The organism is Mesorhizobium sp. LSJC280B00, assembly GCF_000502835.1.
Classification (GTDB): domain Bacteria; phylum Pseudomonadota; class Alphaproteobacteria; order Rhizobiales; family Rhizobiaceae; genus Mesorhizobium.
Genome location: NZ_AYVL01000014.1, coordinates 1 through 22,326, shown reverse-complemented (window position 1 = coordinate 22,326; position 22,326 = coordinate 1). Strand labels below are relative to the sequence as shown.

At 62.6% G+C, this 22,326-nt stretch carries 29 protein-coding genes and 2 pseudogenes; 15 read left to right on the top strand and 16 right to left on the bottom strand.

Going from position 1 to position 22,326, the window contains the following annotated elements; all coding sequences use genetic code 11:
• The first annotated feature begins 44 nt into the window (after positions 1-44).
• The gene (locus tag X773_RS58395; RefSeq protein WP_023677624.1) at positions 45-674 is read left to right on the top strand and encodes a hypothetical protein; all 630 of its coding nucleotides are present in this window, start codon (positions 45-47) and stop codon (positions 672-674) included.
• A 14-nt stretch (positions 675-688) separates the two neighbouring features.
• Here X773_RS58395 and X773_RS58390 read toward each other — a convergent pair whose 3' ends face one another.
• From X773_RS58390 to X773_RS58370, 5 genes are all read right to left on the bottom strand, one after another.
• On the bottom strand, positions 689-1,102 hold the full coding sequence (locus X773_RS58390; protein ID WP_023677623.1) for a DoxX family protein: 414 nt from the start codon (positions 1,100-1,102) through the stop codon (positions 689-691).
• A 144-nt stretch (positions 1,103-1,246) separates the two neighbouring features.
• Entirely contained in the window at positions 1,247-1,681 is a 435-nt protein-coding gene (locus X773_RS58385; RefSeq protein ID WP_023677622.1) for a DoxX family protein, read from the bottom strand.
• 128 nt (positions 1,682-1,809) lie between these two features.
• The gene (gene fumC, locus X773_RS58380) at positions 1,810-3,207 is read right to left on the bottom strand and encodes a class II fumarate hydratase (protein WP_023677621.1); all 1,398 of its coding nucleotides are present in this window, start codon (positions 3,205-3,207) and stop codon (positions 1,810-1,812) included.
• Positions 3,208-3,477: 270 nt separating this feature from the next.
• Positions 3,478-4,236 carry an SDR family oxidoreductase gene (locus X773_RS58375; RefSeq protein ID WP_023677620.1) on the bottom strand — a complete coding sequence of 253 codons (759 nt, stop codon included), beginning with the start codon at positions 4,234-4,236 and terminating at the stop codon, positions 3,478-3,480.
• Between the two features lie 113 nt (positions 4,237-4,349).
• Positions 4,350-5,132 (bottom strand): NIPSNAP family protein, encoded by a 783-nt coding sequence (locus tag X773_RS58370; RefSeq protein WP_023677619.1) that lies wholly within the window; start codon positions 5,130-5,132, stop codon positions 4,350-4,352.
• A gap of 150 nt (positions 5,133-5,282) precedes the next feature.
• On the opposite strand from X773_RS58370, the gene X773_RS58365 reads away from it, so the two are divergent.
• Positions 5,283-5,894 carry a TetR/AcrR family transcriptional regulator gene (locus tag X773_RS58365; protein WP_051406155.1) on the top strand — a complete coding sequence of 204 codons (612 nt, stop codon included), beginning with the start codon at positions 5,283-5,285 and terminating at the stop codon, positions 5,892-5,894.
• A gap of 49 nt (positions 5,895-5,943) precedes the next feature.
• Here the strand turns inward: X773_RS58365 and X773_RS58360 are convergent, their stop codons facing one another.
• Entirely contained in the window at positions 5,944-6,537 is a 594-nt protein-coding gene (locus X773_RS58360) for a hypothetical protein (RefSeq protein WP_023677617.1), read from the bottom strand.
• 119 nt (positions 6,538-6,656) lie between these two features.
• On the opposite strand from X773_RS58360, the gene X773_RS58355 reads away from it, so the two are divergent.
• Complete coding sequence (locus X773_RS58355; RefSeq protein WP_023677616.1) at positions 6,657-7,787, top strand: metallophosphoesterase; 1,131 nt, start codon at positions 6,657-6,659, stop codon at positions 7,785-7,787.
• Positions 7,788-7,849: 62 nt separating this feature from the next.
• On the opposite strand, the gene X773_RS58350 is transcribed toward X773_RS58355, so the two are convergent.
• A complete protein-coding gene (locus X773_RS58350; RefSeq protein ID WP_031212003.1) occupies positions 7,850-8,029 on the bottom strand; it encodes a CsbD family protein in 180 nt (59 codons plus the stop codon).
• Positions 8,030-8,176: 147 nt separating this feature from the next.
• Here X773_RS58350 and X773_RS58345 point away from each other — a divergent pair, with 147 nt between their 5' ends.
• Entirely contained in the window at positions 8,177-8,845 is a 669-nt protein-coding gene (locus tag X773_RS58345) for a glutathione S-transferase family protein (RefSeq protein ID WP_023677614.1), read from the top strand.
• An 83-nt stretch (positions 8,846-8,928) separates the two neighbouring features.
• Complete coding sequence (locus X773_RS58340) at positions 8,929-9,684, top strand: SDR family NAD(P)-dependent oxidoreductase (protein ID WP_023677613.1); 756 nt, start codon at positions 8,929-8,931, stop codon at positions 9,682-9,684.
• A gap of 19 nt (positions 9,685-9,703) precedes the next feature.
• Here X773_RS58340 and X773_RS58335 read toward each other — a convergent pair whose 3' ends face one another.
• Complete coding sequence (locus tag X773_RS58335; RefSeq protein ID WP_023677612.1) at positions 9,704-10,555, bottom strand: LysR family transcriptional regulator; 852 nt, start codon at positions 10,553-10,555, stop codon at positions 9,704-9,706.
• A 96-nt stretch (positions 10,556-10,651) separates the two neighbouring features.
• On the opposite strand from X773_RS58335, the gene X773_RS58330 reads away from it, so the two are divergent.
• A complete protein-coding gene (locus tag X773_RS58330; RefSeq protein WP_023677611.1) occupies positions 10,652-11,113 on the top strand; it encodes a RidA family protein in 462 nt (153 codons plus the stop codon).
• A 66-nt stretch (positions 11,114-11,179) separates the two neighbouring features.
• Positions 11,180-11,971, top strand: coding sequence for an SDR family oxidoreductase (locus X773_RS58325; RefSeq protein WP_280952103.1), 792 nt, complete (start codon positions 11,180-11,182; stop codon positions 11,969-11,971).
• Between the two features lie 309 nt (positions 11,972-12,280).
• Here the strand turns inward: X773_RS58325 and imm45 are convergent, their stop codons facing one another.
• The gene (gene imm45 / locus X773_RS76440) at positions 12,281-12,622 is read right to left on the bottom strand and encodes an Imm45 family immunity protein (protein ID WP_156937365.1); all 342 of its coding nucleotides are present in this window, start codon (positions 12,620-12,622) and stop codon (positions 12,281-12,283) included.
• A 689-nt stretch (positions 12,623-13,311) separates the two neighbouring features.
• Here imm45 and X773_RS58315 point away from each other — a divergent pair.
• From X773_RS58315 to X773_RS0138145, 5 genes are all read left to right on the top strand, one after another.
• Positions 13,312-13,521, top strand: a complete 210-nt coding sequence (locus X773_RS58315; protein WP_010915421.1) for a cold-shock protein — start codon at positions 13,312-13,314, stop codon at positions 13,519-13,521.
• Between the two features lie 343 nt (positions 13,522-13,864).
• A complete protein-coding gene (locus X773_RS58310; RefSeq protein WP_023677608.1) occupies positions 13,865-14,092 on the top strand; it encodes a hypothetical protein in 228 nt (75 codons plus the stop codon).
• Positions 14,092-14,499, top strand: coding sequence for a hypothetical protein (locus tag X773_RS58305; protein WP_023677607.1), 408 nt, complete (start codon positions 14,092-14,094; stop codon positions 14,497-14,499). The genes X773_RS58310 and X773_RS58305 overlap by 1 nt, the downstream gene beginning before the upstream one ends.
• A 1-nt stretch (position 14,500) precedes the next feature.
• Positions 14,501-14,665, top strand: a complete 165-nt coding sequence (locus X773_RS77375) for a hypothetical protein (RefSeq protein ID WP_023677606.1) — start codon at positions 14,501-14,503, stop codon at positions 14,663-14,665.
• 50 nt (positions 14,666-14,715) lie between these two features.
• Entirely contained in the window at positions 14,716-15,054 is a 339-nt protein-coding gene (locus X773_RS0138145) for a YkgJ family cysteine cluster protein (RefSeq protein ID WP_051406159.1), read from the top strand.
• A gap of 37 nt (positions 15,055-15,091) precedes the next feature.
• Here the strand turns inward: X773_RS0138145 and X773_RS58300 are convergent, their stop codons facing one another.
• Positions 15,092-16,012: an AraC family transcriptional regulator gene (locus X773_RS58300; protein ID WP_023677604.1), complete on the bottom strand. Its 921-nt coding sequence runs from the start codon at positions 16,010-16,012 to the stop codon at positions 15,092-15,094.
• Between the two features lie 171 nt (positions 16,013-16,183).
• Between X773_RS58300 and X773_RS58295 the strand changes: the two genes are divergently transcribed.
• Together X773_RS58295 and X773_RS58290 are read left to right on the top strand one after the other, a co-directional pair.
• Positions 16,184-16,603, top strand: coding sequence for a nuclear transport factor 2 family protein (locus X773_RS58295; protein WP_051406154.1), 420 nt, complete (start codon positions 16,184-16,186; stop codon positions 16,601-16,603).
• A gap of 86 nt (positions 16,604-16,689) precedes the next feature.
• A complete protein-coding gene (locus tag X773_RS58290; protein WP_023677602.1) occupies positions 16,690-17,301 on the top strand; it encodes a LysE family translocator in 612 nt (203 codons plus the stop codon).
• A 26-nt stretch (positions 17,302-17,327) separates the two neighbouring features.
• Here the strand turns inward: X773_RS58290 and X773_RS58285 are convergent, their stop codons facing one another.
• The 3 genes from X773_RS58285 to X773_RS58275 form a co-directional block, all read right to left on the bottom strand.
• Positions 17,328-17,714 (bottom strand): nuclear transport factor 2 family protein, encoded by a 387-nt coding sequence (locus X773_RS58285; protein ID WP_023677601.1) that lies wholly within the window; start codon positions 17,712-17,714, stop codon positions 17,328-17,330.
• Entirely contained in the window at positions 17,711-18,175 is a 465-nt protein-coding gene (locus X773_RS74610) for an OsmC family peroxiredoxin (protein ID WP_245274733.1), read from the bottom strand. Before X773_RS74610 ends, X773_RS58285 begins: the two co-directional genes overlap by 4 nt.
• A gap of 50 nt (positions 18,176-18,225) precedes the next feature.
• On the bottom strand, positions 18,226-19,236 hold the full coding sequence (locus tag X773_RS58275; protein ID WP_023677599.1) for an NAD(P)-dependent alcohol dehydrogenase: 1,011 nt from the start codon (positions 19,234-19,236) through the stop codon (positions 18,226-18,228).
• 96 nt (positions 19,237-19,332) lie between these two features.
• Here X773_RS58275 and X773_RS58270 point away from each other — a divergent pair, with 96 nt between their 5' ends.
• Complete coding sequence (locus X773_RS58270; RefSeq protein WP_023677598.1) at positions 19,333-19,932, top strand: TetR/AcrR family transcriptional regulator; 600 nt, start codon at positions 19,333-19,335, stop codon at positions 19,930-19,932.
• Between the two features lie 93 nt (positions 19,933-20,025).
• On the opposite strand, the pseudogene groEL reads toward X773_RS58270, so the two are convergent.
• From groEL to groES, 3 genes and pseudogenes are all read right to left on the bottom strand, one after another.
• Positions 20,026-20,859, bottom strand: a pseudogene (gene groEL / locus X773_RS79050) (chaperonin GroEL); the annotation flags it as partial.
• An 888-nt stretch (positions 20,860-21,747) separates the two neighbouring features.
• Positions 21,748-21,945: pseudogene (locus X773_RS0138130) on the bottom strand (TCP-1/cpn60 chaperonin family protein); the annotation flags it as partial.
• Between the two features lie 62 nt (positions 21,946-22,007).
• On the bottom strand, positions 22,008-22,304 hold the full coding sequence (gene groES, locus X773_RS58265) for a co-chaperone GroES (RefSeq protein WP_023677597.1): 297 nt from the start codon (positions 22,302-22,304) through the stop codon (positions 22,008-22,010).
• Positions 22,305-22,326 lie beyond the last annotated feature (22 nt).

The following is a 22,326-nucleotide window of genomic DNA, read 5'->3' as shown; positions in this document are numbered from 1 at the left end:
CCGCGCTATCGCGTCGCGACAGTTGAGGAAAGAAGGGAAACGCCGTGAAATCCAGGCAGGTTCTTCAGCTGTTGGTTGCGGGGATCTTCGTCCTCTTCGAGGGCACCGCCAGTGCCCAGACGCTGTACACCCTGTCCGTCGTGGCCAAGGGGACGTTCGATCTGGATCGACATTATCCCAAAGAGCCGGGCGTCAGAACGCCGTTCAATTTTCATAGGATGTTGAGAACACCCCAGAACGGGGAGCGCATAAATTACTTTGTATTCAAGCCAAGCACGGACGTTCTCAAATTTATGAAATCGCTGTCGAAGAGCGATTTGTTTTCAAGGCTCGAGCCATGTTCAAGAGGTATTGACCAAGCTCTTTCCGACAGGGCTCAGACCATTGGCGGATCGACCAAGCCCATTTTTGGTCGAGTCGATCTGTTGCCGTATCTCAAGAGAAAAGAACTGATTCAATCAGATGGTTATGTATATGTCGCCATAGACAGCAACCTTCGAAACTACGTTTGGGACCCAAACGACTTCGGATCGGAGTGGGTGGCTGCAGCGGTAGAAAAACAGCAGCTTTGTCTGTACATCGGCGTTGGGCGGATGGGCTACTACAGCGCCCTAGCGTCGGTGCCTGTCAATGTAAGCCGTCTCGCAAAATTTGTTTTTCTGGACACCAAATAAACCGGGTGACTTGCTCAGGCGCGGGTCCCAAACGCCCGGCCATCGAACGAATAGGCGCCGGCGCCGGCCATTGCCAGCGCCAGAAAACCGCCTGATATGGCGATGTCCTTCATCAGCATCTGTGAATGCATGAAGGTCAGCGTCGGATCGTCGCCACCCTGGCCATAGTGGCCGATGAAGCCCGCCGCGATGCAGAACGCGGCAAGCAGGAGCGCCACGATCGGCGTCTTGAGGCCGACGAGGATGAGCAGTCCGGCGATCAGCTCGAACAGGCCCGTCGCCCAGGCTACGAGTGTTGGCAGCGGCAGGCCGAGGCCGGCAAAATAGCCTGATGTGCCGGCAACGTCAGTAAGCGCGTGGAAGCCGGACGGAACGAAAAGTGCGGCGAGCAGCAATCGGGAAAGCAGAAGCAGCGCATTGCGGGGCATCTTCACCTCCGTTGTCGACGGCCGCTTGGCCTGGCGCCCGATCTTAGCAGGTTTTCCGTCAGCGGACCGAAGGGCACAAACCGACAACGAAAAAGGGGCGCGGAAAATTCCGCACCCCTTTTGTCCAAGCAATGCTGGACTGCTTCAGCCGCGCTTGGCGTCGATCGAATAGGCGCCTGGGCCCGAGGAGGCCAGCACGAGGAAGCCGCCGGCAATCGCAACGTTCTTCAGGAAATTGATCATCTGCATCTGATCGGCCCAGCCGGTGTGGGCGACCAATGCGGTGGCAACGGTGAAGATCGCCATCACCCAGCCGACGATCCGGGTCTGGAAGCCGACGAGGATGGCGAGGCCGCCAAGCAGTTCGATCAGGCCGACGACAATGGCGGTCACCATCGGCAGCGGCAGGCCGAGGCTGCCGAAATAGCCGGCCGTGCCGGCAATCGCCGTCAGCTTGCCGAAGCCGGAAAGCAGGAAGATGACCGAAAGCAGGATGCGGCCGAGCAGGATCGTGCCCGAGGCGCCGGCGGCGGTGCCGGAACCGGCAAACGAAGTGTTGGTGGACGTGTTGGTGGACATGCGTAACTCTCCAGAAGGGTTTGGCCAAACGGCTTGGGATACCCGTCTAGTTAGCGCAGGCCGACTGTTCACCAAAGACGCCAGATTGGTTACGGATTGTTCACCCAGGTAACGTTTTCGCGATCAACTTACCCCGGATGCGTCATGTCCTGCGGCCGCACCAGCCGCTCATAGTCGGCTTCGCTGACCAGCCCGGTGGCCAGCGCTTCCTCGCGCAGCGTTGTGCCGTTCTTGTGCGCCGCCTTTGCAATCTTGGCCGCGTTGTCGTAGCCGATCGTCGGCGCCAGCGCGGTCACCAGCATCAGCGAACGGTCGAGTGCCGCCTTGATGTTGTCCTCGCGGGCCTCGATGCCGACGACGCAATTGTCGGTGAACGACACCGAAGCGTCGGCCAGCAGCTGCACCGACTGCAGGAAACAATAGGCCATCAGCGGATTGTAGACGTTGAGTTCGAAATGGCCCTGGCTGCCGGCGAAGCTGATCGCCGCATTGTTGCCGAAGACCTGCACGCAAACCTGCGTCATCGCTTCGCACTGGGTCGGGTTGACCTTGCCCGGCATGATCGACGAGCCCGGTTCGTTTTCCGGCAGCGACAATTCACCGAGGCCCGAACGCGGGCCGGAACCGAGCAGACGGATGTCGTTGGCGATCTTGAACAGCGCCGCCGCGCAGGCATTGATGGCGCCGTGCGAGAAGACCATGGAATCATGGGCGGCAAGCGCCTCGAACTTGTTCGGCGCGGTGACGAAATCGATGCCGGTGATCGCGGCGATACGCGCCGCCACCTTTTCGGCAAAACCGACCGGCGCGTTGAGGCCGGTGCCGACCGCGGTGCCGCCTTGCGCCAATTCCTGCAGGCCGGGCAGGGTCAGTTCGATGCGCTTGACCGACGAGGCGACCTGCGCCGCATAACCGGAGAATTCCTGGCCGAGCGTCAGCGGCGTCGCGTCCTGTGTATGGGTGCGGCCGATCTTCACAATATGGGCGAAAGCCTTGGTCTTGGCCTCGAGTGCCGCATGCAAATGTCTTAGCGCCGGCAGCAGGTCGTGGATGATGCGCTCGGCGCAGGCGATGTGCATTGCAGTCGGATAGGTGTCGTTCGACGACTGGCTCATATTGACGTGGTCGTTGGGATGCACCGGCTTCTTCGACCCCATGACGCCGCCCAAAAGCTGGATCGCCCGGTTGGAGATCACCTCATTGGCGTTCATGTTGGACTGCGTGCCCGAACCGGTCTGCCAGACGACCAGCGGGAAATGCTCGTTGAGCTTGCCGTCGATGACCTCCTGGGAGGCCTCGATAATGGCCTTGCCGATCGCCGGATCGAGCCGCTTCAGCTCCATATTGGCCTCCGCTGCCGCCCGCTTGACGATGCCCAGCGCCCGCACGATCGAGGCCGGCTGCTTTTCCCAGCCGATCTTGAAATTGGCCAGCGAACGCTGCGCCTGCGCGCCCCAGTAACGGTCGGCGGCGACCTCGATGGGACCGAACGTGTCGGTTTCGGTTCTGGTCTCTGGCGCGCTCACGAAGTCTCTCCGGTTTGCAATTTGCAAACGGCGTATCGCGTTGCACAAATGCCTTCAAGCGGAGATTGCGGGTGACGGGAATGCAAATCGGTTGAAGCAGCGCCTTTTCCTTCTCCCCTTGTGGGAGAAGGTGGATCGGCGCGTAGCGCCGAGCCGGATGAGGGGTGTTGGAAGAAACGAGGCGTCGGCGATCCGTCCAGCACCCCTCATCCGACCGAGCTTCGCTCGGCCACCTTCTCCCGCAAGGGGAGAAGGAAGAGCGCGCGCTCCTCACCCCGCCGTGTATCCTCCATCCACGGCGAAGATGCCGCCGCTGGTCCATGCCGCTTCGTCGCTGGCGAGATAGACGGCGATGCCGGCAAGGTCGCCGGTTCGGCCGATGCGGCCGAGCGGGTAGCTGCGCTCGACATAGGCCTTGAGCTCGGCTTGCGCGGCCTCAGGCAGGTTTTCGATCGACCTGCGCCGCATCGCTGTGTCGACCGTGCCGGGCGCGATGGCGTTGACTCTTATGCCGCGCGGTCCGAGCTCGAAGGCGAGCGACTTGGTCAGCGAATTGAGCGCGCCCTTCGACAGCGAATAGAGGCTGGACGGCCGCTTCGGGATCATCTTGTGCGCGAAATAGGACGAGATGTTGATCACCGAGGCCGCGCCCGGCGCGAGATGCGGCAACAGCCGCTGGGTGAGGAAGAATACCGCCGTGACGTTGAGTGCGAAGGACTGCTGGAACTGATCCTCGCTGACGGTTTCGAACGGCACAAGGAACGCCACGCCGGCATTGTTGACGAGGATATCGACAGGTGGGCCGCGCCTGGCATGCTCGACCACGGCATCGATGCCGGCGCTGGCCGACAGGTCGGCCGAAAGCGCTTCGACATTATCCCCGAGCTGCTTGCGGGCGGCGTCGAGTTTTTTGCCGTCGCGGCCGACGATCAGCACGTCCGCGCCTTCGCGCAAAAACGCCTCGGCGATTGCCAGCCCGATCCCGTCCGAGCCACCGGTGACCAGTGCCCGTTTGCCGCCTAGTCTCATCCAACACTCCCGCGCATTGCCGCCTTCCGCCGGCGGCATGACCCCAGAGCAGCGCTGCCTGCACTCCGGGTCAAGTCGCCTGCCTATCCCAGCGTATGAAACTTCGCCTCGTCTCACCGCCCAAGCAGCGATTGTGAGGTTGGCGACAGCCGCAAAGTCTCAGTCGGCTTGGCCATACGTGACTGGACGCTCTGCTCGAACACTTGCCACTCCGGGGAGGCAGCCAAGGCTGCCTCGTGGCGGGCATGTGCATCGGCGCTGGCGAAACCGGTGATGCTGATGAAGACGTTTTCGCTGGCCCGCACCGGCAGCCGCGGAAAGCTGTTTTCGGCATGTTCGGTAACGAAGGCGGCGAGCGGCGACGCGCCAAATGCGGCGAGCACCGGAAGGGCCGCGGTCTGGAAGTCGTTGGCGAAACGGGCTTCCAGGCCCGGTTGCAAATGATGAATCCTGATGACAATAATTGCCTGCAAATCGCTGCCTGCGCACGGTTTTTCGAGGTCCGCCTGGGGTACTCGTTTCGATCCCGAGAGGTCTAGGCTCGCGCCCGGCCAGGCCGGCTTCAGCAGCAGCACGTCGTCGGATGAGATCATCGTGGCGTTGGCGGCGTCGCGCCAGGCAGCCCAGACCGGCCCGTCATAGAAGGCGGTCAGAGCGTTTTTCCGCGCTTCCATACCGTCGAAGCCGCGCAGCCAGACGAACATATCCGGCCGGTCGAGATCGCGGAACTGGCCGATGATGGTCATCCCCGCCGTTTCCTGGCCCTCGATCAGCTGATTGTCGAAGATGCCGATCAGTGTCTCGCGCCGGCCGGGTTTCAGCGTGTATTGCCTGAGTTCGACGACGGGCGAGGCGAGCAGATCGGGATTAGGTATGGCGTTCAAAGGCAGGTTCATCGCGCGAGCTCCAAAACAGGACAGTCATCCTGTTTTACAAAACAGACCGATTGTCCTGTTTTGTCAATCTGCTATCGTGTGAAGATGTCAGCAGAGATATCCGCTCGCCCAAGGTCGCGGGCTCAAAAACGCACCAACGACCCCGAAGGCATGCGCAAAAAGGTGCTCGATGTCGCCGAGGAGGCGTTTCAGGCACGCGGCTATCATGCATCCAGCATGGGCGACCTGATGGCGACGGCGGGCGTCACCGGCGGCGCGCTGCACCACCATTTCCCAACCAAGAAGGCGCTGGCGCTCGCAGTGATCGAGGAGCGGGTCGCCGCCGCCGTAGAAGAGACTTGGATCGCGCCGATGCGGATGGCTCCCTCAGCGCGCGAGGGCGTGCGCTCCGTGTTCGCGGCCGTCGCGGCGGAGCTGGAGCAGCAGGGTTTCGTGCGCGGCTGCCCGCTCAACAACCTGGCGCATGAACTGTCGCTTGCCGATCCGGATTTCCGCATTGCCCTTGCCGGCATTTTTTCGACCTGGCGTCAGGCGATCGCCGACAAGATCAGCGCCGACCAGCAGGCGGGCCGGGAGCTGGGCGCCGATCCGCAGCGCTTCGCAGCGCTCGCCGTCGCCAGCTATTCGGGCGCCATGTCGATGGCCAAGACAGCACAGGACGCGAGCGTGCTGCGTGACTGCCTGATGGCGTTGGAGCAGGGAGTTATGTCGTCCAAAGCAGGAACGAGGCGACGTAGCAGGATACTGCACAGAGCCCTCTGACGCCGGCAGGACAGTCGCTCACTATGACCGAGGCGGGGAGGCCGAGCTCTTAATTCGGCAGCGGCTTGATCAGCTCGTAGCCGACCACGCTTTCGGCACTGGTGCCCTCGTCATAGCGCCTGGCCACAACTGCCTGCAGGTCGGGTGCGTAAAGCGCGGTAAACTCGTCCCGCATCTCGCCGGCCTCGCTCCTGATGGTCTGCTTGACCGCGAGCACGGAGTATTTGCAATCACCCAGGCTGAACGTCTCCTTGCCCTTGATGTTGATCTCCAGCGTCTCGGTGCCCTTCGGCGGCTTGTTCGGTGCGAGACGGGCAAATACGATCTTGCTCTTGGCACCCGCCTTCAGCGGGAACACCTTCCTGAGATCGGAAAACGGGATCATCGCCAGCTGCCCCGTGCTGCTGTCGCGAAACACCTCGATCAGCCCGCCGAACAGGTACTGCGACTGCGGCGATTGCGACTGGTATTTGTTGGCAACCGCCACCATTCCGCCCGCCGCCGGACGAAATTCGCTGTGGATGCCAGCCCTTTCGAGAATGAAGCCGGCCTTGGCCGATTTGGCGTCGATGCACTCGGCGCCATGCGCCGCGCTCGTCACCGCCAGAATGGCCATTGTCATGCCGATGGATGCAGTGTTCATGGCGTCCTCCTCTGCCCGCGCAAGTTGAATGCCGAAAGCAATGCCAGACCTGGGGGAACGTGTCGACACACTTTGCGAGCAACTGGACTGCCGGTCCGCGTCGTGCTGAATTTTAGCGCATGATGCATCGCATTTCCGCCCGGCCGGTTTCCCGGCGCAGGTTCCTGATGAAGGCAGCGGCCGTTGCCGCGGCCGGCGCCGTTTCGCGCCCGGCCTTCGGCCAGACCGGGCAGCGCATCCCGCCGATCGACGCCACTTTCCTGTTTATCGCTGATGTCCATGCCTGCCGCATGGCGAACGGATTGAGCCCGCACTGCGAGCAGGAGGGCAAGACAGACGCTGCCTTGCTGCGCAACGTCGCCGCACTCAACGGCGTCGGCGACAGGCAATGGCCGGCTGAAATCGATGGCGTTGCCACCGCCCTGCGCTCGACGGGCAAAATCGGCACGCCGCTCGGCCTCGTCGTTGGCGGCGACATCACCGATGATGGCGGCGGCCAGATCACCCAGCCCAGCGAGGGCACGCAACTGCTTCAGTTCAGCCAGCGCTACCAGCAAGGCGTCGGCCCCGACCGCGTGCACATGCCGGTCTATGTCGGCCTCGGCAACCACGACCTCGACCAGAACGGCCCGCGCTCGCATGTCGACTGGTACCGCCGCGAAATGCGCGACTACGTCGAGGTCAACCACCGCCCCGGCGTGTTCTTCAAGCCGCCTGCGCCGGCGACCGACTACGACGTCGAGACCGACTGCTATTCATGGGATTGGGGCGGCCTGCATCTTGTCCAGACGCACCGTTTCGCCGGCGATACCGGCCATGGCGCCGTCAGCAGCCTGCCATGGCTGAAGCAGGACCTGGCGACTTATGCCGGCGACGGCCGCCCGGTCATCCTGTTCCAGCATTATGGCTGGGATACTTTTTCGATCGAAAGATGGGACGCCGCCGAGAAAACCTTCGACGACGCCGGCAAGGGTCCGCCCCACTGGTGGAGCGAAGCCGACAGGCAGGCGCTGCTGGCTGTGCTGAAGGGTTACAACGTCGTCGGCGTCTTCCATGGCCACCAGCACGCGACGCCGATGATCTACCACCGTGACGGGGTCGACTTGTTCAAGCCGAAGGCCGCCTTCATGGGCGGCTTTGCGTTGGCGCGGGTGACGGGAAACAGCATGGATGTGGTGCTGGGCGAAGCCGCCGGAGATCATGGCGAGGTCACCTTCACCAATGCATACAGCAAAAGCCTGACTTTCTGACGGGCAGGAGAGGGCCAAAAAGGCGGCCGAGCCGCCTTTTCCTGGTTCACGAAGGGCCGGCGTCAAAGCGCCTTCTTCACCTTCTCCTTCACGTCGCCGTAAGCCTTCTGCATCTTGCCGGTCGCCTTGTCGACGTCGCCTTCGGCCTCGGCGCGCCTCTTGCCGGTGGCCTTGCCGGCGGTCTGCTTGACCGAGCCCTTGGCTTGCTTGGCAACGCCGGCAACCTGATCCTTGTTCACCATCTCGCATCTCCTGGACCGTTCGCCTGGAGAAACGGTCGCGGATCGCTTAGGTTCCGGGTTCTGCCCGTCGATTGGGATAGCTTCCGGCCGCGAAGCCGACAGGATAGGGTGCACCAGAACGCCCGAACAGACAGGGCCGGAGGGACAATGGCTGAATTCACGCTCTTCCTCGGCAACAAGTGTTTTTCGTCGTGGTCACTGCGGCCGTGGCTGGCGATGAAGTATCTGGAGATCCCGTTCGAGGAAGGTCTTGTGCGCCTGCGCACGCCCGAGACCGCGGCCAATCTGGCCAGGATATCGCCGACCGGCCAGGTGCCGGTGCTGAACCATCGGCTGCCGAATGGCGAGGTCCGGATCGTCTGGGAAACCCTTGCCATCCTTGAATATCTCGCCGAGCTGTTTCCCGGGAAAGAGCTTTGGCCGGCCGACATCGGCGCCCGCGCGCTGGCCCGCTCGGCGGCGACAGAGATGCATTCCGGCTTTCGCCAGGTCCGCTATGGCTGGCCGATGAATTTGCGCCGGCCAAAAGGCTACAAGCCGCTCGACGCCGAAGGTGAGGCACAACGGGCGCGCATCGAAGGGCTATGGCGCGAATGCCGCGAAAAATACGGCAAAGGCGGCCCGTTCCTGTTTGGCCATTTCACCGCGGCCGACGCCATGTATGCGCCGGTCGTCACCCGCTTCGACACCTATGGCGGCACGCTGGCAACCGATACCCGCGCCTATGTCGACGCCGTGCTTTCGATGCCGGCGATGCGCCACTGGTATGCCGAGGCGGCGAAAGAGCCTTGGCCGGAGCCCGGCCCAGACGAATAGAGCCGAGCAACCGGCAAACTGGTCTTCCACTTCGCGGCCCGCGGCCTATCTGAAGATCGGGCTGGGGCCTTGGAGACTTCACAATGACATCTGTTTCTTCCGCACTGGCCGGCAAGGTCGCACTCGTCACCGGCGCCTCCTCGGGCATCGGCGAGGCAACGGCTGTGGCACTCGCAGCCGCCGGGGCCAAGGTGGCGATTGCCGCACGCCGCGCCGATCGTCTCGAAGCGCTGGCCGCGCGTATCGAAGAGGCCGGCGGCGCTGCGCTCCGCATCGAGGCTGACGTCACCAGCAACGACGATGTCACCGCCATGGTCGACAAGGTTGTCGCCGAATGGGGCCGCCTCGACATCCTCGTCAACAATGCAGGTGTCATGCTTCTGTCGCCGGCCGCCGATGCCGAACTCGACGACTGGCGCCGCATGGTCGAGCTCAACCTGCTGGCGCTGATGGGCGTCACCAAGGCGGCGCTGCCGCATCTCAGGGCCGCCAAGGGTCACATCGTCAATGTCTCGTCGATCGCCGGACGCGTCGCCAATCCCGGCGCCAGCGGCTATGCCGCAACCAAGTTCGGCGTCGTCGGCTTTTCCGAATCGCTGCGCCGCGAAGTCTACGCCGACAAGGTTCGCGTCACCGTCATCGAGCCTGGCCTTGTGCGCACCGAACTCGGCGACCATGTCACCAACCCGGCGGCGAAGGCCGGGCTCGACCAGCGGCTCGCCGCCATGGAGGCGCTGACCGCCGAGGACATCGCCGCGGCCATTCTCTACGCCGTGGGCCAGCCGGCACACGTCAACGTCAACGAGATCGTCATCCGCCCGACCGACCAGGAACGGTGAACGGCGTCAGATATTTTCGCTACGCCTCAAATCCCGCCCGCAGGAAATCGCCACACTCCTCGACCAGCCGCGACGGGTCCCTCGCGAGGTAGACGCCGAAATCCGCCATCGGCGCCGGCGGCAGGTTGAAGCGTCCGTTGAGGCTTTGGCAGTCGGGCGGCAGTCCTTCCTGCAGCAGAAGGCCGATGCCAAGCCCGGCCCTCAGCGCCGAGATCAGTGTCGCGAAGGTCGACACGCGGCAGCCGATCTTCCAGCCGATCCCGGCCTCGGCGAGCGAGGCCAGCATCCTGTCCTGCCAGGAGCAGGCGCCTTCGAAGATGATCAGCGGAAGCTCAACCTCGTCATCGATCTCGATCATGCGGCTTGCCGCCCAGACCAGCTGTCGTGACAGATGGCCTCGCGGCGCCTTTGTGAAGCGCGCCGGATCGGCCATGACGATGTCGCATCTTCCTTCGCCCAAAGACTTGCTGAGATCGCTGCTGCTGGCCGACGTCAGCTCGATCTCCACGGAAGGATGCCGGCGGCGGAAGTCGGCGATGATCAACGGCAGCCGCGTTACCGCCAAATCCTCGACGATGCCGAGCCGGACACGGCCGACCAGCCTGCGGCCTTCTATCTCGCGCCTGGCATCGTCGCCGATCGCGATGGCCTTGCGGGCGAAGGCGAGCAGGATCTCGCCGGCCTCGGTCAGCGTCACGCCGCGCGGCGAACGGCGCAGCAGCTCGGCGCCGACTTCACCCTCGAGGCGCTGAAGCTGCATGCTCACCGCCGCCTGGGTGCGGGCAAGCCGATCGGCCGCCCGGCTCACCGTTCCCGTATCGGCCACGGTGACGAAGGCGCGCAGCAGCCTGACGTCGATATCTCCAGTCATAAGAAGTCCTGATAGCTGTGTCAGCACTATCAGGCTACCTGAAAGCCCGATCTGAATTCAAGGTCCGCTCGTCCAACGAAAACAGGAGCAGCCACCTTGTCCTACAGAAGAAGATTTGAGGAGCTCGGTGTCGCCTGGCCGTCACTCGAGCGGCCCGCTTTGCCGTTCTCGCCGACGGTTCGGGTCGCCGACATCGTCTATGTCTCCGGTCAGATCCCCGAGATCGGGCAGGAGATCGCCGCGATCGGCCAGGTCGGCGCAGAGATCGATCTGGCCGCGGCGCGGAACGCCGCCCGGCTCTGCGCGGCCAACATCGTCTATTGGCTGGACAAGGAATTGGACGGCAATCTCGACCGCGTCGTGAAATTCGCCAAGCTGACCGTCTATGTGAACGCGGCGGCCGGCTTTGCGGCCTATTCGGAGGTCGGCAACGGAGCATCCGAATTTCTGCTCCATGTTTTTGGCGAGCGTGGCGAGCATGCCCGCTGCTCGCTCGGCATGGCCGGCTTGCCGGCCAATGTTCCGGTCGAAGCCGACGCCATTGTGCATGTCCGCTGATGCACGCCCAAAGCATGCACTCAGGGCTTATCCGGGAGTGCGCAGTGAAACCAGAGGGGGCTTGGCTTGATAAGTACAAATCTTGAGGGGCGGAAGGCGCTGGTTCTCGGAGGAGGCAAGGGCCTCGGTTTCGGCGTCGCCGAAGTGCTCGCGGCGAAAGGCGCCGAGATCATCCTGGTCGGACGAGGGGAGGAGACCCTGGATGCGGCGCGGCGCGCGATCGAGTCCGCCGGCCCCGTCTGCTCGACCTTCAGCGCCGATCTTTCCGATAACGACAGCGTCTCCCGGCTGATCCGTGCCATCGAGGACGAGCATCAGCGGATCGACATCGTCCTGCTCAATGGCGGCGGCCCGCCGCCCTTCGCGGCCAGCGTCTTCGATGCGAGCGTCTGGGAGAAGCAGTTCACCAGCATGGTGCTGAGCCAGATGCGTATCGCCATTTCTTTCCTGCCAGGCATGCGGTCGCGGCGCTGGGGGCGCATCATCGCCGTTTCCTCCACGTCCGTCCGCGAGCCGATCCCCGGCCTCACCGCTTCGAATGCGTTGCGCGCGTCGCTTGCCGGCTGGGCCAAGACCCTGGCCGGCGAAGTGGCGGCGGACGGCGTCACCGTCAACCTGTTGCTGCCTGGCCGTTTTGCGACGGACCGGACGAAGCAGTTCGACGCGATGGACGCCGCCGACAGGGGTGTGGACGCTGCTGTGATCGCCGCCGAGAGTCAGGCCGAAATCCCGGCAAAGCGCTACGGGACCCCCGCCGAATTCGGCGCGGTTGCCGCATTCCTGGCCAGCGACGACGCCGCCTATATCACCGGCGTGGCTTTGCCGGTGGATGGTGGGCTCAGCCGCGGCATGCTGTGAGGGGCAGGCGGCGCGAATGCTCGCATCACACAGGAACGCCCCTCGTGCCTTTTATCTGCGCGGGGGGCGTCCTGTTTGTCGTCCGCCTCTCTCAAGATCGCTCTTTCAAGAACGGCTTTCGACACCGAAAGAATGCCCGCGGTGCCAAAATGGTTCCCGGCTAAGTGGTTTTTTGCGGCTCGCCCGGCTTTCGCTGCCGATGTGCCTGCACAGGCAGTCGCGGCGCCCTCTGCGAGTGCGACAAATCGGTAGTGTCTCAGTTTGAATTTTCAGGATTGGGCGGAAGGCTGCCCGACACGTCAAAGGGCATCACTCGTCTGGCAGCCGCTCCGGCGACTCTTGCGCCTCTTTGGATACCCAAACTTGGCTTGGAATAGAATGACCGATCCATTCGAGCCAATGCGAGGCGAGCCACTTGGGCGATATTGCCGTCGCCCCTTCTGCCTTCGCTTCTTCTGGCAGGTAGACGAGCACGTGACCTGCGTCATAGCCGCTGCACCGTACAAGACCCAGACCTGATGCCTCAGACGTTTCAAACAGCATGTACTCTCGGATTTCCTCTACTGGAGTTCGAGCGCGGAAGCGGAACACCGCGCCACGGTAGAGGAGATCGTTTTCCCCCAGTGAATTAAGAGTGGTCCAAGTCAGCATCCTGCCCCTAGACTTCGCCGGTGTTCTTCTTGTATGGGCCCGCGCGACCCGGCTTCGGCGCAACGGCGTCCATCTTCTCGCAAAGATCGGCCATTGACCGGAGCGCCTCGGACTGCCGCCATGGCTGGCGACGTCTTCCGCGTGTTATAAATGTGAATGAAGTTGATGCGGACTGCATTGCCGATCACGTCGGCCGGGCGCTTCTGGCCTTTAGGTCCGGTCGGCATTGTTCAAGTCTGCCAACTCGGCTTCTGCCTCAGCTAGCTCCGCTTTATATTCGGCGATCTTCTCAGGCGTTGGTTCCCATATTTCCGGGTCACCCATTGTCAGAGCGCGGATCATAGCAGTTGCCGCAGTTACCCGCGCTTCCGCCGCCTGTCGCAGGAGCGAATTCACAAGGTCGTTCGTTTCGTCTGGCTGCTCACTCATACGGCGAGCGTATAGGACAGAGCATCGCAACGCGACAAGAGAGGCGTCAAATTTCAAGCTGAGACACCACCGACAAATCAAAAAAATTGACACAACGCGCAAAGAAGTCTATAAGAATTTTGTCGATATTTGTTTGACCGACTTTTGTTATCCGCGTGCTTAGGCGCGCCTTTGGCGAACTTCCCCCATCAAAATCGAGACAAACGTTGTTGTGCATCCGCATGACGGCGAACGAATATTTGCCATGGAAAGGGTTCGTTATGAGCACAGGCACAGTTAAATGGTTCAACGCCACCAAAGGTTTTGGTTTTATTCAGCCTGACGACGGTTCTGCCGACGTTTTTGTCCACATCTCAGCCGTCGAGCGCGCCGGAATGCGCGACATCGTCGAGGGCCAGAAGCTTGGCTACGAGATGGTCCGCGACAACAAGTCGGGCAAGATGTCCGCCGACCAGTTGAAGGCGGCCTAAAACGGAATTCAGCCTCGCCGGTGACCACGGATGTACTGGCACCGGTGAATGGCAAATTCCAGCGCATGATCGCGGGGATGTTAAGTCCCCGCTCATGCGCATGAGAAGAACGTTCTTTGCGCGTCTCTCGGGATGCGCAGGCGCTCTTATGGAAGGTCAGGCGGTGCCTGGCCTTTTTCATTTTTGCGCTTCGACCGCCGAAAGAGCGCTGCTCGACGGCCCGGACGTGCTAAGGACGTTCCAGCAATTTGAAACCGGCTGCCGTATTGCTTTGTGCGGGATCCTGGCCGAAAGACCAGTCTCGCCACTTTTCGGCGGCGTGCTCCGAACCGGGAGAAAGACCTTGACCGCAACTTCAAAAAAACCCCGCGACCAGGCCGAATCCATTTTCAGCAAGACGCGGACCCAGTCGATGTCGCTCGACCGCATCAATTCCGAACGGGATGCCGTCAGCCAGGCCCGCGAAGCCAAGACCGCGCGGCTGCGCGAATTGCGCCTGGAGAAGGAAGCCGACGACATGGCGGCGGCGGTTGCGCTCGCGGCCTCGCCGAAACGCGCAGGCAAACGCTGATGGCCACCAAACGCGTGCCTCAAAAGGCGATCGCCACAGATTCGACCATCGCCGATGTCGTGGGCGAACTAGACAAGCCGGTCGAATATGTCCGGCGCGTGCTCGAAAAGCTCGAGCGCTGCAGGCGTGTCCACGGCGATGCCCAGGTTCGGCTCGGCGTGCGCGGTCGTGCCGAATGCCCCAACTATCTGATCGAATACGTCCGGGAAAACGCCAAGACCCGCGAGCGCGTGACCTTTCAGGATGCCGCCTACAGCGGCAGCACGCATCGCGAGCTGGCGCCTCGGCACATTGAGGAAGCCAGGAACTGGTCGCCCGAAGAAATGAACATCACGGCCGTTTCGGCGCTCATCGGCCGCCTTCGCAATCCGAATGCGCCATCATCGCGTTTCTCTGACGAGGATTGATATGGCAATCAAGTTTTCCGCCAAGGGCCAGCCGGCAGCGCCTGCTGCCGCCGTGAAGCCGGTCAAGCCGGCCGCCGCGCCAAAAACCGGCGAAGCCGCCGAAGCGGGCACCGATCTGTTCAGGTCGCCGGCGGAAGCACCGCCGCGCAAGCCCAAGAAGAAATAGCGCCCTTGCAGCAAAATGCCGACCGGAAATCTGCGCCAAGGCTGCTTGCCCTGGCGGTCGCAGAGGAGTTTTCGTCGCCACAAGAGGGCGCCGGTCCGATTGCCTTCGATTGCCAGACCTGTGGCGCCTGCTGCGCCTACTCGTCCAGATGGCCGCGCTTCTCCACCGAGGATGACGCGCAGCTCGACCTTATCCCGCAAAAATACGTGGCTGCCGACGAAGCCGGTATGCGCTGCGACGGCGCGCGCTGTTCGGCACTGTGCGGCGAGGTCGGCAAGTCGACCGCATGCGGCATCTACGACATCCGCCCCGACGTCTGCCGCGCCTGCATGCCGGGCGATGACGACTGCCTGATCGCGCGTCGGGCTCACGGTCTGCCGACGCTGTAATGACGGCCCTCGGGCTGGCGTCTCAGTTTGAATTTCGTCAATCAGATGGGCGAAAGTCGCTGCGGTAGAGGCCGGGCGATCGTCCGGTCAATCGTTTGAATGCCTGCGAGAACGACGGCACCGATTCATATCCGACGGCGCGCCCGATCTCGCCAATGTTCTGGTTCGTTTCCCGCAGAGCCTTGGCGGCAAGGTTCATCCGCCACCGGGTCACATAGGACAGCGGCGGCTGTCCTACCAGTTGAGCGAAGCGACGCGCGAAGGTGGCCCGGGACTGTGCTGCGCCGCTGGCAAGGGAAGCGATGGTCCAGGGATTGCCCGGCCGCTCGTGGATCAGGCGCAAAGCCTGCGCAATGCCTTTGTCGCGCAAGGCGCCAAACCATCCCCCTGTTCCGAGTGGCTGATGTTCGATCCAGGCGCGCAACAAGAAGATCAACGTGCTGTCGAGAAGGCGTGGGGCGACAATGTCGTGGCCGCCGAGATCGCCTTTCGCTTCGACCTGCAGAAGTTCCAGGGCAAGCCGCAGCGGCTCGCTGGTGTCGATCTGATTCCGGGTCAAATGAATCAGCGGAGGAAGCAGCGAAACCATCGGATATGGCCCGACGCCGTCGAGTGAATATCTCGCACAAAGAAGAGTTGTCGCGCCGCTCTCGCTTTTCGGTTCCAGTCCGCTCCGATTTGCGGAAAGGACGGCGGATATCGATGCCGTCGGTGCATCCGCCGGATTGCAAAGGGCATGCCCGATACCGCTCGCGACAAGGATGACATCTCCCTCGCCTAAGCGGATCGGCTCCCTTTCACCGGCTAACCGCAGCCAGCATTCGCCGTTCTGTATGACGTGGATGGCGGCATTCCTTGTCGGATCCACCGAAATACCCCATGGCCGATGCAGGGTCGCGCTGCCGATCATGGCGCTGCCAAATCTCAGCGAAGCAAGAACTTCGGACAAGGCGTCCATGAGAACCATCCTCCAACGATGAATAGGACGACGATATTAGACGATTGGATAAGAATCCAGGCGAATAGCGTATCGACCATCTCACAAGCGTGGCTGATTATGTTGGCAAGATCGGCCTGCGGACGCTCCTGTCCACAACAGGCAGAAGCAGGCACGGGAAGGAGCAAAAACATGCGTGACGAACCATCAAATCCAGTTCCAGCCAAGACCCATAATTTGCTCGACACCAACAAGGCGATCGTCCTGGACTTCATCGACAAAGCAGTAAACCAAGGCAACATCGAAGCTGCTTCGATGCATTTTGGCGAACGCTACATCCAACACAATCCGAACATTGCGGATGGTGCGGAAGGCTTCAAAGCCTATCTGCAGCAGCTCAAACAGTCATTTCCCCTCGTGAAGGGAGAGGTGAAGCGGATTTTTGCCGAAGGGGATTTCGTCATCGCGCACATGCACGCAAAACGCGAACCGGAGGAGGAGGGCCTAGCCATTGTCGACATTTTCAGGCTGAAGGACAGCAAGCTGGTCGAACACTGGGAAGTTCGGCAGCCTATAGCCGATAGCAAGCTGCACGCCAACAGCATGATCTGAATGCGCATAGGCTCTCAGGCTGACTTGTGCCCGCACGTTTCGCTGATTACGCTGCCGGCGGCAGGGCCAGCACCGGGAGACCATCCGTGAGCATCGAATTTCTGTTGACGTCGCTGATTGTCGTGGCTTCGCCCGGTACCGGCGTTCTCTATACGCTGAGCGCCGGGCTTTCGCGTGGTGCGCGCGCCAGCATCATTGCCGCTTTCGGCTGCACGCTCGGCATCATTCCGCACATGGCGGCCGCCATCACCGGCCTCGCGGCACTGCTGCATACCAGTGCCGTCGCCTTCGAGACGCTGAAATATCTCGGCGTCGCCTATCTTCTCTACATGGCCTGGAACACGCTGAAGGAGAAGGGCGGCCTGAGCGTCGAAGAAAATGTCGCGCCGCGCTCGGCCGGCAAAGTGATCACTTCGGGCATCCTCATCAACATCCTCAATCCGAAGCTGTCGATCTTCTTCTTTGCCTTCCTGCCGCAATTCGTCAGCACCACCGAACCGCATGCGCTGTCGAAGATGCTGGAGCTCAGCAGCATCTTCATGCTGCTCACCTTCGTGGTCTTTGTCGGCTATGGCATTTTTGCTGCATCGATCCGCAGCCATGTCGTGTCGCGGCCAAAGGTGCTGACCTGGATGCGCCGTACCTTCGCCGGAGCCTTTGTCATGCTCGGCGCCAAACTGGCGCTGGCGGACCGGTAGACAGGAAGGTCGCGGGCAGCACAAATCTATCCCTTCACATAGCCCATGGCCTCGACGATCTGCCCGTCCGCCACGCGCATCAGGTTGACGCCGCGCAGCGAATTGCCGTCGGCCATGCAGTAGCGCCAGCGGATCGTCGCCCGGTCGCCGGCGACGAAAGTTTCTTCGATGTCGAAGCGCGTGCCGGGTCCGGTCGCGATCGCCGACCACAGTTCGACGCAGGCGCCCTTGCCGATGCGGCGGGCGCCGTCCGGGGCCGGCGTGGTGTTCTCGATCACGCAATCTTCCGCCACCAGATCGTCGAGCGCCGACGGGTCGTGGCGCTGGAAGACGTCGTTGTAGCGCCGCATGATCTCGGCCGTTTCGGCGGAGCGTTTGGCTGCGGCGATGTCGATGACGAGTTCCTGTGTCATTGGATATTCCTTCCCTTCAGTGATCGGTAGCGGTTTCGATGAGGCGGGCCTTGAGCGTGATCACTGCGACGCCGGCCAGCGCCCGCGACACGAGGCAGCTCTCCTTGGCCGTCTGCGCCAGCCGCTCGAACTCCCCCGCCGCCAGCCCGGCGACGCTTGCCTCGGTCTCCAGCTCGATACGGGTCAGCGTCGGTCCGGCCGCGGTGGCGCCGAGATGCGCTTTCGCGATNGTGGATGCGCGCGGGAGTGTAACCTTCGCGGCCGAGGACGGCGCTCAGCGCCATCGAGAAGCAGCCGGTATGCGCCGCCGCAATCAATTCCTCGGGATTGGTGCCGGGACCGTTCTCGAAACGCGACGGGAACGAGTAGGCGCCTTCGAAGACGCCGCTGCCGAGCTTCAGCCGGCCCGAACCTTCCTTCAACGATCCCTGCCATTGGGCCTCTGCTTCACGAATGGTCATTGTGTCTCTCCTTTGATTTGAGGGGTCGATCAGATTTTGGGGCGGACCAGTCAGGCGCTGTCGACGACCACTTTCCCGAAGACGTCGCCTTGCTGGAAATAGCGGTAGGCGTCGTTGGCCTCGTCGAAGGCGAACACCTTGTCGATGACAGGCCTAAGCCGATGCACCGAGATGGCGCGCAGCATGGCTTCGAGATTGGTGCGATTGCCGACGAACAGGCGGCTGATGGTGGCGAGGCTGCGCTGGTAGACCGGGCCGGGGATCTGCACCGTCCCGCCTTTCGCATCCTGTATGGTGAGAAGCACGATGCGCCCGTAAAGCGCGCAGGCGATCATCGATTGCGCGAAGGTCGGCGGGCCGCCGGTCTCGACGACGAGGTCGATGCCGCCGGTCTGCTCGCGCACCGCAGCACCCCATTCCGGCATGTCGGCGGTCGAGACGACGAGGTCGGCGCCCAGCGCCTGCAGCCGGTCCAGCTTCTCGTTGCGCGAGCTGACTGCCACGACACGGCAGCCGAGCAGCTTGGCGAATTGCAGCGCAAATAGCGCGACGCCACCTGAACCGATGACAAGAACCCATTGGCCGGGCTTCGGCATTTCGGCCGCCGTCACGGCATTCCAGGCGGTCAGGCCGGCGCAGGTTAGTGTCGCCGCTTGATGCCAGTCGAGATGATCGGGAAGCCGCACCGCCCATTGCTCGTCGAGCACGGCGTATTCGGCCAGCATCCCGTCCAGCGTGCAGCCAAGCTGGTCGATCAGACCGGTATTGATGCGGCCATCGATCCAGCGCGCAAAATAACTGCCGGTGACGCGGTCGCCGACGGCAAAGCGGGTGACGGCCTCGCCGACGGCAACGACTTCGCCGGCGCCGTCGCTCAGCGGGATAACGCCTTGGCGCGGCGCCAGCGGGTAGGTGCCGTTGAGGATCATCGTATCGCGGCGGTTGAGCGCGGTGGCGCGGACACGCACGACGATCTCGTGCGGCTTCGGCGTCGGCTGCGCCTCGTCGCGCATCACCAGGCACTTGGTCCCGCAGGTTCCTTCAAGACGATAACTGCGCATTTGCCCCTCGCATATGTAGACTGATCTACATATTATGTAGACCGATTGTCATATTCGAGGCAAGGCCTATAATGCTCACTCCTGACAGAGGTTGACATGGCGAACGACACCCGCACCCGCATACTCGAGACGACCGGGCTGCTGCTGAGGCAGCGCGGCTACCACGGCACGTCGCTCAACGATATTTTGAGCGCCTCAGGCGCACCGAGAGGTTCGCTCTACTTTCACTTTCCGGGCGGCAAGGACCAGCTGGTCATCGAGGTGACGCGCGACAGCGTCGCCGATGTGACGCAGAGGCTGGACGCCGCACTCGCTGCCGAAAAGGATCCGGCGGTGGCTGTCCACCACATTTACCAGTCGGTCGCCCGCATGTTGGAGGACAATCGGTTCACGCTCGGTTGCCCGATCGCGCCCGTGGTGTTGGACTCGCCGACAGACGTGCCGGAACTGGCCGAATTGTGCCGGTCCGCCTTCGAGCAGTGGATAGGCTTGCTCAGGGCGGCCTTCGTCAGGGCAGGGGTGCCCGAGCGCCGCGCGTACGCGCTCGCATTGCTGGTCGAATCATCGCTGGAAGGGCTGATGGTGATCGCACGCGCCACCCACGACCGCGCCCCGGTGCTGGCGGTAGCCGATGAGGTCGCGGCGCTGATTGAGGGGGCATTGCCGGCCAAGAGTGCCGCTGCCGCGGTGCATTGATATCGCCGCTTGAGCCGGGGCAGCCCGCTATGAAGCAAACAAAAAGGGCGGCATCGCTGCCGCCCTTTCCGTAAGCTTGCGAGATTGGCTGGATTAGAAATCCATGCCACCCATGCCGCCCATGCCGCCGCCGCCCATGCCGCCAGGCATGCCGCCGCCAGCCGACTCCTTCTTCGGAGCCTCCGCGATCATGGCTTCGGTGGTGACCAGCAGGCCGGCGACCGAGGCCGCGTCCTGCAGAGCCGTGCGCACAACCTTGACCGGATCGACGATACCCATGGCGATCATGTCGCCATATTCGCCGGTCTGGGCGTTGTAGCCGAAGGTTGCCCCCTTGTTCTCAAGGATCTTGCCGGCAACGATCGATGCTTCCGCACCGGCGTTGGCCGCGATCTGGCGGGCCGGAGCCTGCAGCGCGCGACGCACGATGCTGATGCCCGCGGTCTGGTCGGAGTTGGCGCCGGTTGCCTTGATGCTCAGCGAAGCGCGCAGCAGTGCGACGCCGCCGCCGGGAACGATGCCTTCTTCGACGGCCGCGCGGGTCGCGTTGAGAGCGTCATCGACGCGGTCCTTCTTTTCCTTGACTTCCACTTCGGTCGCACCGCCGACGCGGATGACGGCAACGCCGCCCGCCAGCTTGGCGAGACGTTCCTGCAGCTTCTCCTTGTCGTAGTCCGAGGTGGTCTCCTCGATCTGCTGCTTGATCTGGGCGACGCGGCCCTGGATTTCGGCCTTCTTGCCGGCGCCGTCGACGATGGTGGTGTTCTCCTTGGAGATCGACACCTTCTTGGCGCGGCCGAGCATGTTCAGGCCGACATTCTCGAGCTTGATGCCGAGGTCTTCGGAAATGACCTGGCCACCGGTGAGGATGGCGATGTCTTCCAGCATGGCCTTGCGGCGATCACCGAAGCCCGGCGCCTTGACGGCNGTTCTCGAGCTTGATGCCGAGGTCTTCCGAGATGACCTGGCCACCGGTGAGGATGGCGATGTCTTCCAGCATGGCCTTGCGGCGATCACCGAAGCCCGGCGCCTTGACGGCAGCGATCTTCAGGCCGCCACGCAGCTTGTTGACGACCAGCGTGGCCAGGGCCTCGCCTTCGACATCTTCCGAGATGATGACCAGCGGCTTCGAGGTCTGCACGACGGCCTCGAGGATCGGCAGCATGGCCTGCAGGTTGGAGAGCTTCTTCTCGTGGAGAAGAATGTAGGCGTCTTCCAGATCCGCAACCATCTTCTCGGCGTTGGTGACGAAGTAGGGCGAAAGATAGCCGCGGTCGAACTGCATGCCTTCAACGACTTCAAGCTCGGTCTCGGCGGTCTTTGCTTCCTCGACGGTGATGACGCCCTCATTGCCGACCTTCTGCATCGCTTCCGCGATCATCGAGCCGACCGACACGTCGCCATTGCCGGCGATGGTGCCGACCTGGGCAACCTCTTCCGAGGTCTTGATCTTCTTGGCGTTCTTGATCAGCGTCGCGACGACGTCGGCGACGGCGAGGTCGATGCCGCGCTTGAGGTCCATCGGGTTCATGCCGGCGGCAACCGACTTGTGGCCTTCCTGGACGATCGATTGTGCCAGAACGGTCGCGGTGGTGGTGCCGTCGCCGGCGATGTCGTTGGTCTTCGAAGCAACTTCGCGGACCATCTGCGCGCCCATGTTTTCGAACTTGTCCTCAAGCTCGATTTCCTTGGCGACGGTGACGCCGTCCTTGGTGATGCGCGGTGCGCCGAACGACTTGTCGATGACGACGTTGCGGCCCTTGGGGCCGAGCGTGACCTTCACTGCGAGATCGGAAGAGCACACGTCTGAACNTCGAACTTGTCTTCAAGCTCGATTTCCTTGGCGACGGTGACGCCGTCCTTGGTGATGCGCGGTGCGCCGAACGACTTGTCGATGACGACGTTGCGGCCCTTGGGGCCGAGCGTGACCTTCACCGCGTCGGCGAGGATGTTGACGCCGCGCAGCATGCGCTCACGAGCGTCGCGGGAGAATTTTACGTCTTTGGCAGCCATTTTTAGCTCCTGGCAGGGGCTTGGATTGAGCCCGAAGATTTAAACGAGGGTGAGGCCGATATTCAGCCGATGATGCCCATGATGTCGGATTCCTTCATGATCAGAAGGTCTTCGCCATTGAGCTTGACTTCGGTGCCCGACCACTTGCCGAACAGGATGCGGTCGCCGGCCTTGACGTCCAGCGGGACGAGCTTGCCGACCTCGTCACGGGCGCCGGAACCGATGGCGATGATCTCGCCTTCCTGCGGCTTTTCCTTAGCCGTATCGGGGATGATGATCCCGCCGGCGGTCTTCGCTTCGGACTCGACGCGGCGAACGACCACGCGGTCATGCAGCGGCCGGAAATTCGACTTTGCCATTTTTGGATTTCCCTGGTGCGGA

Excerpts from the sequence above, each read along its gene's own strand:
- X773_RS58275 (WP_023677599.1), bottom strand. The coding sequence starts at position 19,236 with ATGCGCAGTTATCGTCTTGAAGGAACCTGCGGGACCAAGTGCCTGGTG.
- X773_RS58355 (WP_023677616.1), top strand. The coding sequence starts at position 6,657 with ATGATGCATCGCATTTCCGCCCGGCCGGTTTCCCGGCGCAGGTTCCTG.
- X773_RS58345 (WP_023677614.1), top strand. The coding sequence starts at position 8,177 with ATGGCTGAATTCACGCTCTTCCTCGGCAACAAGTGTTTTTCGTCGTGG.
- X773_RS58300 (WP_023677604.1), bottom strand. The coding sequence starts at position 16,012 with ATGGACGCCTTGTCCGAAGTTCTTGCTTCGCTGAGATTTGGCAGCGCC.
- X773_RS58335 (WP_023677612.1), bottom strand. The coding sequence starts at position 10,555 with ATGACTGGAGATATCGACGTCAGGCTGCTGCGCGCCTTCGTCACCGTG.
- X773_RS58365 (WP_051406155.1), top strand. The coding sequence starts at position 5,283 with ATGCGCAAAAAGGTGCTCGATGTCGCCGAGGAGGCGTTTCAGGCACGC.
- X773_RS58305 (WP_023677607.1), top strand. The coding sequence starts at position 14,092 with ATGGCCACCAAACGCGTGCCTCAAAAGGCGATCGCCACAGATTCGACC.
- X773_RS77375 (WP_023677606.1), top strand. The coding sequence starts at position 14,501 with ATGGCAATCAAGTTTTCCGCCAAGGGCCAGCCGGCAGCGCCTGCTGCC.
- X773_RS58360 (WP_023677617.1), bottom strand. The coding sequence starts at position 6,537 with ATGAACACTGCATCCATCGGCATGACAATGGCCATTCTGGCGGTGACG.
- X773_RS58370 (WP_023677619.1), bottom strand. The coding sequence starts at position 5,132 with ATGAACCTGCCTTTGAACGCCATACCTAATCCCGATCTGCTCGCCTCG.
- X773_RS58270 (WP_023677598.1), top strand. The coding sequence starts at position 19,333 with ATGGCGAACGACACCCGCACCCGCATACTCGAGACGACCGGGCTGCTG.
- groES (WP_023677597.1), bottom strand. The coding sequence starts at position 22,304 with ATGGCAAAGTCGAATTTCCGGCCGCTGCATGACCGCGTGGTCGTTCGC.
- X773_RS58390 (WP_023677623.1), bottom strand. The coding sequence starts at position 1,102 with ATGCCCCGCAATGCGCTGCTTCTGCTTTCCCGATTGCTGCTCGCCGCA.
- imm45 (WP_156937365.1), bottom strand. The coding sequence starts at position 12,622 with ATGCTGACTTGGACCACTCTTAATTCACTGGGGGAAAACGATCTCCTC.
- X773_RS58350 (WP_031212003.1), bottom strand. The coding sequence starts at position 8,029 with ATGGTGAACAAGGATCAGGTTGCCGGCGTTGCCAAGCAAGCCAAGGGC.
- X773_RS58385 (WP_023677622.1), bottom strand. The coding sequence starts at position 1,681 with ATGTCCACCAACACGTCCACCAACACTTCGTTTGCCGGTTCCGGCACC.
- X773_RS58285 (WP_023677601.1), bottom strand. The coding sequence starts at position 17,714 with ATGACACAGGAACTCGTCATCGACATCGCCGCAGCCAAACGCTCCGCC.
- X773_RS58375 (WP_023677620.1), bottom strand. The coding sequence starts at position 4,236 with ATGAGACTAGGCGGCAAACGGGCACTGGTCACCGGTGGCTCGGACGGG.
- X773_RS58340 (WP_023677613.1), top strand. The coding sequence starts at position 8,929 with ATGACATCTGTTTCTTCCGCACTGGCCGGCAAGGTCGCACTCGTCACC.
- X773_RS58315 (WP_010915421.1), top strand. The coding sequence starts at position 13,312 with ATGAGCACAGGCACAGTTAAATGGTTCAACGCCACCAAAGGTTTTGGT.
- X773_RS58295 (WP_051406154.1), top strand. The coding sequence starts at position 16,184 with ATGCGTGACGAACCATCAAATCCAGTTCCAGCCAAGACCCATAATTTG.